Genomic DNA, 12,499 nt, shown 5'->3' on the forward strand with positions numbered 1-12,499 from the left:
ATGGCGGTCACGACCGATCTGGTCGCCACCTGGGCGCGCCCGCGCCGGATCCTGCGCCAGCATCTGGCGCGCGGCCGGTCCGAGCCCTTCGCGCTGTCGCTGCTGATGGTCTTCCTGATCCTGGCCTTCATCGGCCAGTGGCCCGGCGCGGCGCGCGCGGCCTTCCTGGCGGGAGAGCCCTCTGCCTGGCCGCGCATCCTGCCCACGGCCTACGGGCTGCTGGCGGCGGTGCCGTTTCTGTACGGGCTTGCCGCGCTGGGGCACCTGGCGGCGCGGGCGATGGGCGGGCAGGGCAGCTGGTACGGCGCGCGGGTCGCGCTGTTCTGGGCGCTGGCCTCGGTCGGCCCGCTGATCCTGTTGCAGGGGCTGGTCGCGGGGATGATCGGCCCCGGCCCGGCCCTGACCGTGGTCAGGTTGATCGTCGGCCTGGCCTTCCTGTGGCTCTGGGCCACGCTCTTGCACGAGGCCGAACGCGGATGAGCCTGACCGACCGCCTGATCGCCCTGGCCCGGCTGACGCTGGAGGATCCCCGCACCGCCGCCCGGGCGCTTTTGGCCGAGGACGTGCCGCTTCCGGCCCGAAGTGCGGGGCTGCTGCTGGTGGCGGTGGTATCTGCGCTGCTGGCCAGCGTGCAGATCGGGCTGAGCCCGCAGCCGATGGACCCGATCAGCGCCTTCATGCTGGCCAGTCCCTTCCGCGCGGCGGTGGTGCAATGGGTCTTCCTTGCGCTGTCCGTCCTGTTGATCCACCGCGTCGGCCGCGCCTTCGGCGGCCGGGGCGCGTTTGCGGATGCACTGCTGGTCGTCGTCTGGCTTCAGGTCCTGATGCTGGTGGTTCAGGCGCTGCAACTGGTGACGGGGATCCTGATCCCGCCGCTTGCGGGGTTGATCGGCCTGGGCGGCTTTGCCCTCTTCCTGTGGCTGATGACCTGTTTCATCGCCGAACTGCACGGCTTTGCCTCGCGCGGGAAGGTGTTCCTCGGCATGGTTGTCACCGCCTTTGCCGCCGGCCTCGTGCTGGGTGTCCTGGTGATGCTGCTTGTCGGGCCGGAGGCCCTTATGCCCAATGTATGACGTGACGAAGATTCGCGCCGACTTCCCCATCCTTGCGCGGGAAGTGAACGGCAAGCCTTTGGTCTATCTGGACAATGGCGCCTCGGCCCAGAAGCCGCAGGTGGTGATTGACGCGGTGACCCGCGCCTATTCCCAGGAATATGCCAATGTCCATCGCGGCCTGCATTACCTGTCGAACCTGGCCACCGAGAAATACGAGTCCACCCGCGGCATCATCGCCCGCTTTCTGAACGCCGCCTCGGAAGACGAGATCGTGTTCACCTCGGGCACGACCGAGGGCATCAACCTCGTCTCCTACGCCTGGGCCGCGCCGCGCCTGGAACCGGGCGACGAGATCGTGCTGTCGGTGATGGAGCATCACGCCAACATCGTTCCCTGGCATTTCCTGCGCGAACGCCAGGGGGTGGTGCTGAAATGGGTCGAGGTGGACGGCAAGGGCGACCTCGACCCGCAGGCGGTGCTGGATGCGATCGGCCCAAAGACCAAGCTTGTCGCCGTTACGCACATGTCGAACGTGCTGGGGACGGTGGTCGATGTCGCCGCCATCTGCCGGGGCGCCCGGGAAAGGGGCGTGCCGGTGCTGGTCGATGGCAGCCAGGCGGCGGTCCACATGCCGGTGGACGTGCAGGCCATCGGCTGCGACTTCTATGCCGTGACCGGACACAAGCTATACGGGCCAAGCGGCTCCGGCGCGATCTTCATCCGGCGTGAGCGTCAGGCCGAGATGCGCCCCTTCCTGGGCGGCGGCGACATGATCCGCGAGGTCGGGCGCGACGCCGTCACCTGGAACGACCCGCCGATGAAGTTCGAGGCCGGCACCCCCGGTATCGTCCAGCAAATCGGTCTGGGCGTGGCGCTTCAGTATCTGATGGACCTCGGCATGGCCAATGTCGCGGCGCATGAACGGGTCTTGCGCGACTACGCCCGCGACCGGCTGGCGGGGCTCAACTGGCTGAACGTGCAGGGAACATCCGAAACCAAGGGCGCGATCTTCAGCTTTACCCTGGACGGTGCGGCCCATGCGCATGACATCTCCACCATCCTCGACAAGCGCGGCATCGCGGTGCGCGCCGGAACGCATTGCGCCATGCCGCTGATGGCACATCTGGGCATCTCCGCCTCATGCCGCGCGTCCTTCGGGCTTTACAACACCACCGAAGAGGTCGACGCGCTGGTCTCGGCCCTGGAACTTGCGCACGAACTTTTCGCCTGAGCGCGGTCCGCCATTGAAACCCCCGGCGGCTTCCGCTAAGGACGCCGTCAGGCACCCGTAGCTCAGCTGGATAGAGTGCTGCCCTCCGAAGGCAGAGGTCACAGGTTCGAATCCTGTCGGGTGCGCCACTTCCCTGCATTGCGATCCGACCCGCCCGGCGCCGTCCGCTTTCCCGTCGTGTGGCGGCTTTGCGGGCATCCGGGCCGTTCGGCCTGCCATTCGGCGGACATTCAGCAGACCGCCCCTTGCCTTCTTGCAAATGCTTCTCATTTACATTCTAATCTCCCCAAAACCGGAGGCCAAATGCCGTCTCGCCGTCTTCTTCTGCTTGCACCGCTGCCGGCTGCCCTGCCGCTTCCGGCGCTGGCCGAGGCGCGGCTGAAGGTCGTGACCACCTTCACGGTGATCGCCGACATGGCGCGGAACGTCGCCGGGGACGGGGTCGAGGTCGTCTCGATCACCAAGCCGGGGGCCGAGATCCACGGCTATGAACCGACCCCGCGCGACATCGTCGGCGCGGCGGATGCCGATCTCGTGCTCTGGAACGGGCTGGGGCTCGAACGCTGGTTCGAGCAGTTCCTGAGCAATCTCGCCGGGGTCCCTGCCGCCACGCTGACCGATGGCATCACGCCGATCTCGATCACCGGAGGGGATTACGACGGCCGCCCGAATCCGCATGCCTGGATGAGCATCGACAATGCGCTGATCTATGTGGATAACATCGCGAAGGCGCTGTCCGGTGTCGATCCGGCCCATGCCGCGACCTATGCCGCCAATGCCGCGGCCTACAAGGCGCAGCTCGCCGCCGCCCTCGACCCGCTGAAGGCGCAGATCGCGGCGCTGCCGGAGGATCGTCGCTGGCTGGTCACCTGCGAAGGCGCCTTCAGCTACCTGGCCCGCGACCTGGGCCTGAAGGAGCTTTATCTCTGGCCGATCAACGCCGACCAGCAGGGCACGCCCCGCCAGGTCCGCGCCGTGATCGACGGGGTGCGTGAACATGGCATTCCGGCGGTGTTCTGCGAAAGCACCGTGCCCTCGGACCCGGCCGAACAGGTCGCGCGCGAGACGGGTGCGGCCTTCGGCGGCGTGCTTTACGTGGACAGCCTGTCCGCGGCCGACGGGCCGGTGCCGACCTATCTCGACCTCCTGACCGTGACCACCGAAACCATCGTGCGGGGCCTCGCGTCCGCGAATTGAGGATGACATGCGCGACGACCGGGCTTGCGAAGGCATTTTCGCCGAAGGGCTTACCGTCACCTACCGGAACGGCCTGACCGCGCTGACCGATGCCAGCTTCGCGGTCCCGCAAGGCACGATCACGGCGCTGGTCGGCGTCAACGGGGCGGGAAAGTCCACGCTGTTCAAGGCGATCATGGGCTTCGTGCCGCTGGCGCGCGGCACGATCCGTCTTCTGGGCCTGCCTGTGCGCGAGGCGCTGCGGCAGAACCTTGTCGCCTATGTTCCACAGGCGGAAGAGGTGGACTGGTCCTTCCCGATCCTGGTCGAGGATGTGGTGATGATGGGCCGCTATGGCCACATGGGCTTCCTGCGCCGCCCCTCGGCCGCCGACCGGGCAAAGGTGGATCAGGCGCTTGCCCGTGTCGGCCTGTCGGACCTGCGCCACCGCCAGATCGGCGAATTGTCCGGCGGTCAGAAGAAGCGCGTCTTTCTCGCCCGCGCGCTGGCGCAGGAGGGCCGGATCATCCTTCTGGACGAGCCCTTCACCGGCGTTGACGTGAAGACCGAGGAACAGATCATCGCCCTCATGCGCGACCTGCGCGACGCGGGCCATGTCATGCTGGTCTCGACCCACAACCTGGGCTCGGTCCCCGATTTCTGCGACCGGACCGTGCTCGTCAAGGGCACCGTCCTCGCCCATGGCCCGACCGAAACCACCTTCACCCGCGAGAACCTCGAACGGGCCTTCGGCGGCGTCCTGCGCCATTTCACCCTGGGCGGCAGCGACCTGCACGACGACGACGATGCCCGCGAGATCTCGATCCTCACCGACGACGAACGCCCCTTCGTGCAATACGGTCGCAAGGACCAGACATGACCATGCCATTTGCCCATGTCGCAAATACTCCCGCCGGAGGCCGCCCGAGCCGGTTGCGCGCGCCCCGCGCGCAGAGGCGAGACAAGAGGCTTGCGCCGCAAGGCGCGCAATCTGCCAACCGCCCCGACCCGTGCGCAGGTAGCCATGCTTGAGCCCTTCGCCTACAGCTACATGACCAATGCGATGGGCGTCTCGGCCCTGGTCGGCGGGGTCTGCGGGCTGCTGTCGGCCTACCTGATGCTGAAAGGCTGGTCGCTGATCGGCGATGCGCTGTCCCATTCCGTGGTGCCCGGAGTCGCGGGGGCCTATATCCTGGGCCTGCCCTTCGCGCTTGGCGCCTTCCTGTCCGGAGGCCTTGCCGCCGGTGCCATGCTGTTCCTGTCCAGCCGAAGCGGGCTGAAGACGGACACGGTGATCGGCCTCATCTTCACCTCGTTCTTCGGCCTTGGCCTGTTCCTGATCTCGGTCTTTCCCACCTCGGTCTCGGTCCAGACCATCATCATGGGCAATGTGCTGGCGATCTCGCCCGGCGACAGGGTGCAGCTTCTGCTGATCGGCGGCATTTCGGCCCTGGTCCTGCTGGTGCTGTGGAAGGACCTCATGGTCACCTTCTTCGACGAGGCGCATGCCCGCGCCATCGGGCTTCGGCCCGGGGTCCTGAAACTGGTGTTCTTCACGCTTCTCGCGGCCTCGACCGTGGCCGCCATGCAGACGGTCGGGGCCTTCCTGGTCGTGGCGATGGTCGTGACGCCCGGCGCCACCGCCTATCTTCTGACCGACCGTTTCCCCCGGCTTCTCGCGCTGGCAGCCGGGATCGGCGCGTCCAGCGGCTTTGCGGGGGCCTACCTGTCCTATTTCCTGGACGGAGCGACCGGAGGCGTGATCGTCCTGTTGCAGACCGCGCTTTTCGCGCTTGCCTTCCTTTTTGCCCCGAAGCACGGGCTGCTGGCCGCGAAGGCCCGGGCGAGGGCGGCATGATCGAGTTCCTCCTCCAGCCGTTCCAGTTCCCGTTCATGCGGAACGCCTTCTGGATCGCGCTGATCGTGGCCCCGCCCACCGCGCTTCTGTCCTGCTTCCTGGTCCTGAAGGGCTGGGCGCTGATGGGCGATGCGGTCAGCCACGCGGTCCTGCCGGGGATCGTGCTGGCCTGGCTGGCCGGGCTGCCGCTCCTCATCGGAGCCTTCGCCGCCGGGCTCGGCGCGGCGCTTCTGACCGGCTATCTGGCCGACAACAGCCGGGTCAAGCGCGACACCGCGATGGGCGTGGTCTTTTCGGGCATGTTCGCGGCCGGCATCGTGCTTTACACCGCCTTTCCGAGCGAATGGCACCTGGACCACATCCTCTTCGGCAACATGCTGGGCGTGGGGGCCGAGGACCTGCGGACCTCGGCGCTGATCGCCGCGCCGGTCACGCTGATCCTTGCCCTCAAGTGGCGCGACCTGATGCTGCATGCCTTCGATCCCGTGCAGGCCCGGGTCTCGGGCCTGCCGACGGGGCTTTTGCACTACGGACTTCTGGCGATCCTGGCGCTGACCATCGTCGCCACGCTGACCTCGGTCGGGCTGATCCTGGCCATCGGCCTGCTGATCGCGCCCGGTGCCATCGCCTTTCTCCTTACCCGCAGCTTCGGCGCCATGCTGGTTGCCGCCACCCTGGTCTGCCTTCTGGCGATGATCGGCGGCGTCTGGGCCAGCTTTCACCTGAATTCCGCCCCGGCCCCGACGGTGATCCTGATCCTGACCGGCATGTTTGGTGCCGCCTTTCTGCACCGGACGATCCGCGGCCGCACCGCCTGATCCGGCTTTACGCCGGCCCGGCCAGCCCTTACCCATGGGGCCATGACCGGACCGACCCCACTGACCCGGGCGACCGACGCCCAGCTTCAGCGGCTTGCCGCGCTGCCAGCGGGTCCCGACCGGCTGGCCGCGCAGCTGCGGCAGCTGGCGAAATGGCGCGCGATCGTCCTGGCGAACACGCTGCTTCAGCGCAGCGGCGGCCGGGTCGCCCACGGACCCTTCGCCGGCATGCACTACGCCGTCCCCGCTGCCGAGGGCGGCCGCGCCCCGCGTCTGTTGGGTGTCTACGAGGCCAGCCTGCATCCCGTGATCGAGACGGTGATCTCCCGTGGCTATCCCCAGGTGCTCGATATCGGCTGCGCCGAAGGTTACTATGCCGTGGGCCTGGCCCGGCGCATGCCGTCCAGCCTGATCCATGCCCGCGACACCAACCCCGCCGCGCGCGCCTTGTGCACCGAGCTTGCCCGCGCGAACGGAGTCGAGGACCGGCTGCGGATCGCGGGCGCGGTCGGCCATGCCGATCTTGCGCTTTGTGCCGAGGCGCCGACCTTCATCCTGTGCGACATCGAAGGGGCCGAGGCCGAGCTTCTGGACCCCGCCCGCGCCCCGGCGCTGGTCCGCGCCGACCTCCTGGTCGAGGTGCATGAAGGGATGCGCCCGGGCCTGCTGGCCCTGCTGACCGACCGTTTCGCGCCCTCGCACCGGATCACCCGCATCGACCGCAGTCTGCGCCCCGACCTCTTGCCCGACTGGGCCGAGATGCTGTCCGACCTCGACCGCCTGCTGATGCTGTGGGAATGGCGCGCCACGCCGACGCCCTGGCTCTGGATGGAAAGCCGCTGATGCCCGACCCGACCCCTGCCGCCAATGCCGCGATCTGGTTCACGTCCGACGGCTACGACCCGGCGCGCAGGGGCATCAACGGCCGCCGCGTCGCCGGCGAAAGCTTCCTGCGGGGCTTCTTCACCCATGGCCGGGTAGAAGAATTCGTCTCGGTCGCCCATACGCAGGGCGACCACGCGGCCTTCGCCGAAATGGCCCGTGCCGCAGGCGTGACCCGGCCCTTGCGGGCGGTCCGGCTGGATGCGCCGGCCGCGATGGCGCCGGTCGAGGTGCTGCATTATCCCGCCCCGATCAGCGCCGCCGAGTGCTGGCGCCGGTCGGTGCACGGGGCGGCGGCCTGGGCGCTGTGCGGCGTGACCCATACCACGGCCACGAAGAACGTCATGCAGGCTCTGTTCGACCTGCGCGCGGCGCCGCAGATGCCCTGGGACGCGGTGATCTGCACCTCGGACGCGGTCCAGGCCTCGCTGCGCCGGTTGATGGAACTGGCCGAGGCCCATCTGGCCCACCGCTTTCCGGGCGCGGTCCTGCCGGCGCGGCCGCTGTTGCCGGTCATTCCGCTGGGTATCGCCTGCGATGACTTCCAGCCGGACCCGGCTCTCGGCCAGGAGCTGCGCGCGCGCATCGGAGCCGCGCCCGGCGATGTGGTCGCCGTCACCATCGCGCGGCTGACCCCGGACGAGAAGTTCGACCCGCTGCCCCTGTTCCTGGCCATGGAACAGGCCGCGGGCGAGGTCCGCGCCTTCGGCGGCGGCAAGCTGCATCTGGTGTTCTGCGGCCAGTTCCGAGAAGAGCTCTGGGAAGCAATCTATGCCAGGGCCGCGGTCCGGCTGATGCCCTCCTGCGGCTATCACCTCATGGACGGCGGCAACCCGCAGGACCGCAAGGCCACGCTGTCGGGCGGCGACATCTTCGTCTTTCCGATCGACAACCTTCAGGAAACCTTCGGTCTGGCACCGGTCGAGGCGATGGCGGCGGGTCTGCCGGTGATCGTGACGGACTGGGACGGGATGAAGGATACGGTGACGCCCGAGGTGGGCATCCGGGTGCCAAGCGAACTGCCCCGCGCGGGGCTGTCCGGTTACATCACCCAGCGCTTCCTGGGCGGGACGGATGCCTATGTGCAGTATCTCAGCCAGGTCTCGGCCCTGACGCCCGTGGATGTCGGCGCCTTCGCCCGGGCGCTGGTGACGCTGGCGATGGATCCCGACCTGCGCGCGCGGATGGGGGCCATGGGGCAGGCCCGGGCGCGGGCGCTGTATGACTGGCGCGCGGTGATCCCGCAGTATCAGGCGCTCTGGGCGGAACAGCGGGCGATGCTGGCCCACGCCCGGGCAAGGGGCGGGCCCGGGCTTGCGCCCTGCGCGCCCGCGCAGGTGCCGGTCGGTCCGGCAGTGGAAGAGATGTTCGCCGCCTATCCGACGCGCTTCGCCCCGCCAGAGCGTCGTCTGGCCGCCCGGCCGCCCGAGGATCGGCCGCCCCCGGCCGAGATGTTCGCCCTGCGCAACTACGCGCTGCGCCGCCGCCTGATCGACGACCCGGCCCGGATCGAGGCGGTGCGCGCCGCCTATGCCGCGGCAGGCCCCGGCGGCGCGACCGAGGCCGAGATCGGCGCCGCCCTGCGCCTGCCGCCCTCGGTCGTCGGCCGCGCGGCGCTCTGGCTGCTGAAATACGACTACCTGGTGGAGGTGTCATGACCGACCGTTCGATCCTGATCACCGGCGCGGGCGCCGGCATCGGCCGCGCCACCGCGCGCGCCTTCCTGGCGGCGGGCTGGGAGGTCAGCCTCCTGGGCCGGCGCCGCGCGGCGCTGGAGGAAACCGCAGGCGATGCCCCCGCGCGTATTCTGGTGGCGGATGTGGGCGACCCGGCCGAGGTCGAGGCCGCCTTTGCCCGGCTGCCCCGGCTGGACGTGCTGTTCAACAACGCCGGCATCTCGGCCCCCGCCGCCCCCATCGACGAGATCCCGGTCGAGAAATGGCTCGAGGTCAGCCGCACCAACATCACCGGCATGTTCCTCTGCGCCCGCGCGGCCTTCGGACTGATGCGCCGCCAGACCCCGCGCGGCGGACGGATCATCAACAACGGCTCGATTTCCGCCCATGTGCCGCGGCCCGGCTCGGTGCCCTATACCATGTCGAAACATGCCGTGACCGGCCTGACCCGCACCCTGGCCCTGGACGGCCGCGCCTTCGACATCGCCTGCGCGCAGATCGACATCGGCAATGCGCTGACCGACATGGCCGCGAAGTTCCAGACCGCCGTGCCCCAAGCCGACGGCAGCATCCGGGCCGAACCGGTGATGGATGTGGACCATGTGGCCGCAATGGTCCTGCACATGGCCAGCCTGCCGCTGGAGGTGAACACCCCCTTCGTCACGATCATGGCGCGCGACATGCCCTATATCGGGCGCGGCTAGCGGCAGGCGGCGCCGGGCGGCGCCTCGGGCCCTTGCCCTGCCGGCGCGGCGCGGGCAAGGTTGCGCCGAAGGCCGGCGGGCGGCCGAGGCCGTCATTCCGGCGTCATCGGCCCCTGGCATCCCGCACCGGTCACCGCGACCGCAACCCCCACGCCGCGCCCGCTGCGCAAACAGGACCCAGACCATGCTCCGCCCCTCTGCCTTCACCGCCCCCGGCCGCTTCTGGCGCGGGAACCTGCACACCCATTCCACGCGCTCCGACGGTGTGCTCGCGCCCGAAGAGGTCTGCCGCCGCTACCGCGACGAGGGCTATGATTTCCTGGCGCTGACCGACCATTTCATCGGCGCCTACGGCTATCCGATCGTCGATACCGTGCCCTTCCGCACCAACAGCTTCACCACGATCCTCGGGGCCGAACTGCATTCGGGTGCCATGGCCAACGGCGAGCTGTGGCATATCCTGGCCGTGGGCCTGCCGCCGGACTTCGCGCCCTCGGACAGCCCCGGCTTCCTGCCGAAACCGGGGCAGGAAAGCGGGGCCGAGATCGCCGCCCGCGCCGTCGCTGCCGGGGCCTTCGTCGCCATCGCGCATCCGCAATGGTCGGGCCTGACCCTTGCCGATGCGCGGTCGATCACGGCGGCCCATGCGGTCGAGATCTACAACCACGGCTGCGCCGCCGGCTGCGACCGGCCCGACGGCGCGGCGATTGCCGACCTGCTGTTGACCGAAGGCCGGCGCCTGAGCCTGATCGCCACCGATGACGCGCATTTCTCGGAACCCGACCATTTCGGCGGCTGGGTGATGGTCAAGGCCGAGGCGAACGAGCCCGAGGCGCTGCTGGCCGCGTTGAAGCGAGGGGATTTCTATTCCTCGCAGGGGCCGGAGTTGCGCGATGTGGCCGTGGATGGCGACAAGGTGGTGGTCGAATGTTCGGCCGCCGTCTCGGTGGTGGCGCTGGGGCATGGCACCGGCGCCAAGGCGGTGCACGGGGCGTCGATGACCCGGGCGGAAGTGCCGCTGCAGCGGCTGAACGACAGCCCATGGCTGCGCGTCGCGGTGATCGATGCGGCCGGAAAACGCGCCTGGTCGAACCCGATCTGGCTGCGATAGGGCAGGAACGGGCGCAGTCTCGGCGCCCCGGATTGCTCTGCCGGCGCCTGGTTCGCCAGCCTTCTGGCGCGGCGCGAATCTGCCAACTGGCCGGGCCGAGCGCGACGGTGAAGCAGACATTTCTGCGCCATGCGCGCCAGGTGCTGCCTGCGGGCGCTGGAAGGCCGCTTTCCGGGCGCACCGGAATTCGAAACGAATTCCGGGCCGGTTTCCGTGCCGGAAACCGGCGCCCGGCCGATCAGGTGCCGAGGATCGCCGGCAGACGCAGCCCGTGGTCCTTCGCGCATTGGATCGCGGTTTCGTAGCCCGCATCCGCATGCCGCCAGACGCCGCTGGCCGGATCGTTCCACAGGACGCGCTCCAGCCGGCGCGCGGCCTCGGGCGTCCCGTCCGCGACGATGACCACGCCCGCGTGCTGGCTGAACCCCATGCCCACCCCGCCCCCGTGATGCAGGCTGACCCAGGTCGCGCCGCTGGCGGTGTTGACCAGCGCATTCAGCAGCGGCCAGTCCGACACCGCGTCCGACCCGTCCTTCATCGCCTCGGTCTCGCGGTTGGGTGAGGCGACGGACCCCGAGTCCAGGTGATCCCGCCCGATCACGATGGGGGCCTTCAGCTCTCCGTTTGCCACCATCTGATTGAACATCAACCCGGCGCGGTGCCGGTCGCCCAGCCCGATCCAGCAGATCCGCGCGGGCAGGCCCTGAAACGCGATCCGCTCGCCCGCCATGTCCAGCCAGCGGTGCAGATGTGCATTGTCGGGGAACAGCCGCTTCATCGCCGCGTCGGTCTTGCGGATATCCTCCGAATCGCCCGACAGGGCGCACCAGCGGAAGGGGCCGATCCCCTTGCAGAAGAGAGGGCGGATATAGGCGGGGACGAAACCGGGGAAGGCGAAGGCGTTCTCGAACCCCTCCTCCTTCGCCACCTGCCGGATGTTGTTGCCATAGTCGAGCGTAGGGACGCCTGCGTTCCAGAAGCCGACCATCGCCTCGACATGGGCGCGCATCGAAGCTCGCGCGGCCACCTCGACCGCCTTGGGGTCCGTCTCCTGCCGCGCGCGCCAGTCGGCCACGGTCCAGCCCGCAGGGCAATAGCCATGCAGCGGGTCATGCGCTGACGTCTGGTCGGTGACGATATCGGGGCGCGGCCCGCCAGCCTGCATCCGGCGCAGAAGTTCGGGAAAGACTTCGGCGGCATTGCCCAGCAGGCCCACGGATTTCGCCTCGCCCTTCGCGGTCCAGTCCGCGATCATCGCCAGCGCCTCGTCCAGCGTATGGGCCTTGGCATCGAGATAGCGGGTGCGGATACGGAAATCGATCCGCGTCTCGTCCACCTCGACCGCAAGACAACATGCCCCCGCCATCACCGCAGCCAGCGGCTGCGCCCCGCCCATGCCGCCCAGGCCCCCGGTCAGGATCCAGCGGCCCGAGAGGTTCCCGCTGTAATGCTGCCGCCCGGCCTCGGCAAAGGTTTCATACGTCCCCTGCACGATCCCTTGCGTCCCGATGTAGATCCAGGATCCGGCGGTCATCTGGCCGTACATCATCAGGCCCTTGCGGTCCAACTCGTTGAAATGCGCCCAGGTCGCCCAGTGCGGCACGAGGTTGGAGTTGGCGATCAGCACGCGGGGCGCATCCGCATGGGTGCGCACGATGGCAACCGGCCTGCCCGACTGCACCACCAGCGTCTCGTCGCCCTCCAGATCCCGCAGGCTTGCCACGATGCGGTCGAAGTCGTCCCAGGTCCGCGCCGCCCGGCCGATGCCGCCATAGACCACCAGTTCGTGCGGGTTCTCGGCCACGTCGGGGTGCAGGTTGTTCATCAGCATCCGCATCGCCGCTTCGGTCTGCCAGCTTTTGCAGGTCCTTTCGGGGCCGGTCGGCGGGTAGATGTCGCGCAGGTTGTGGCGGGGGTTCGACATTGTGGGCTCCTTCGCTGGTGGGGACCCCCGGGGCGCTTCGCCCCCGGACCCCCGAGGATATTTG

12 protein-coding genes and 1 tRNA gene are annotated in these 12,499 nt (G+C 69.0%); 12 read left to right on the top strand and 1 reads right to left on the bottom strand.

What is annotated here, in order from left to right; translation table 11 throughout:
* The 12 genes from G8O29_RS09030 to G8O29_RS09085 all read left to right on the top strand — a co-directional run bounded on the left by G8O29_RS09030 (position 1) and on the right by G8O29_RS09085 (position 10,511).
* A complete protein-coding gene (locus G8O29_RS09030; RefSeq protein WP_166402906.1) occupies positions 1 to 480 on the top strand; it encodes a hypothetical protein in 480 nt (159 codons plus the stop codon).
* Complete coding sequence (locus tag G8O29_RS09035; protein WP_166402907.1) at positions 477 to 1,073, top strand: YIP1 family protein; 597 nt, start codon at positions 477 to 479, stop codon at positions 1,071 to 1,073. The genes G8O29_RS09030 and G8O29_RS09035 overlap by 4 nt, the downstream gene beginning before the upstream one ends.
* Positions 1,066 to 2,286 carry a cysteine desulfurase gene (locus tag G8O29_RS09040; protein ID WP_166402908.1) on the top strand — a complete coding sequence of 407 codons (1,221 nt, stop codon included), beginning with the start codon at positions 1,066 to 1,068 and terminating at the stop codon, positions 2,284 to 2,286. The genes G8O29_RS09035 and G8O29_RS09040 overlap by 8 nt, the downstream gene beginning before the upstream one ends.
* 51 nt (positions 2,287 to 2,337) lie before the next feature.
* Positions 2,338 to 2,414 (top strand) — tRNA-Arg (locus tag G8O29_RS09045).
* A 175-nt stretch (positions 2,415 to 2,589) separates the two neighbouring features.
* Positions 2,590 to 3,483: a metal ABC transporter substrate-binding protein gene (locus tag G8O29_RS09050; protein ID WP_166402909.1), complete on the top strand. Its 894-nt coding sequence runs from the start codon at positions 2,590 to 2,592 to the stop codon at positions 3,481 to 3,483.
* 7 nt (positions 3,484 to 3,490) lie between these two features.
* Complete coding sequence (locus G8O29_RS09055) at positions 3,491 to 4,342, top strand: manganese/iron ABC transporter ATP-binding protein (protein WP_166402910.1); 852 nt, start codon at positions 3,491 to 3,493, stop codon at positions 4,340 to 4,342.
* Between the two features lie 144 nt (positions 4,343 to 4,486).
* Entirely contained in the window at positions 4,487 to 5,320 is an 834-nt protein-coding gene (locus tag G8O29_RS09060) for a metal ABC transporter permease (protein ID WP_166402911.1), read from the top strand.
* A complete protein-coding gene (locus G8O29_RS09065; protein ID WP_166402912.1) occupies positions 5,317 to 6,138 on the top strand; it encodes a metal ABC transporter permease in 822 nt (273 codons plus the stop codon). The genes G8O29_RS09060 and G8O29_RS09065 overlap by 4 nt, the downstream gene beginning before the upstream one ends.
* 42 nt (positions 6,139 to 6,180) lie before the next feature.
* On the top strand, positions 6,181 to 6,981 hold the full coding sequence (locus tag G8O29_RS09070; RefSeq protein ID WP_166402913.1) for a class I SAM-dependent methyltransferase: 801 nt from the start codon (positions 6,181 to 6,183) through the stop codon (positions 6,979 to 6,981).
* Positions 6,981 to 8,678, top strand: coding sequence for a glycosyltransferase family 4 protein (locus G8O29_RS09075; RefSeq protein ID WP_166402914.1), 1,698 nt, complete (start codon positions 6,981 to 6,983; stop codon positions 8,676 to 8,678). The genes G8O29_RS09070 and G8O29_RS09075 overlap by 1 nt, the downstream gene beginning before the upstream one ends.
* Positions 8,675 to 9,400: an SDR family oxidoreductase gene (locus G8O29_RS09080; RefSeq protein ID WP_166402915.1), complete on the top strand. Its 726-nt coding sequence runs from the start codon at positions 8,675 to 8,677 to the stop codon at positions 9,398 to 9,400. The genes G8O29_RS09075 and G8O29_RS09080 overlap by 4 nt, the downstream gene beginning before the upstream one ends.
* Before the next feature lie 184 nt (positions 9,401 to 9,584).
* Positions 9,585 to 10,511, top strand: a complete 927-nt coding sequence (locus G8O29_RS09085; RefSeq protein WP_166402916.1) for a PHP domain-containing protein — start codon at positions 9,585 to 9,587, stop codon at positions 10,509 to 10,511.
* A 238-nt stretch (positions 10,512 to 10,749) separates the two neighbouring features.
* On the opposite strand, the gene hutU is transcribed toward G8O29_RS09085, so the two are convergent.
* On the bottom strand, positions 10,750 to 12,435 hold the full coding sequence (hutU, locus tag G8O29_RS09090) for a urocanate hydratase (RefSeq protein WP_166402917.1): 1,686 nt from the start codon (positions 12,433 to 12,435) through the stop codon (positions 10,750 to 10,752).
* Between the last annotated feature and the right edge of the window lie 64 nt (positions 12,436 to 12,499).

Origin of the sequence: Rhodobacter calidifons (assembly GCF_011174775.1) — a bacterium.
GTDB classification, from domain to species: domain Bacteria; phylum Pseudomonadota; class Alphaproteobacteria; order Rhodobacterales; family Rhodobacteraceae; genus Tabrizicola; species Tabrizicola calidifons.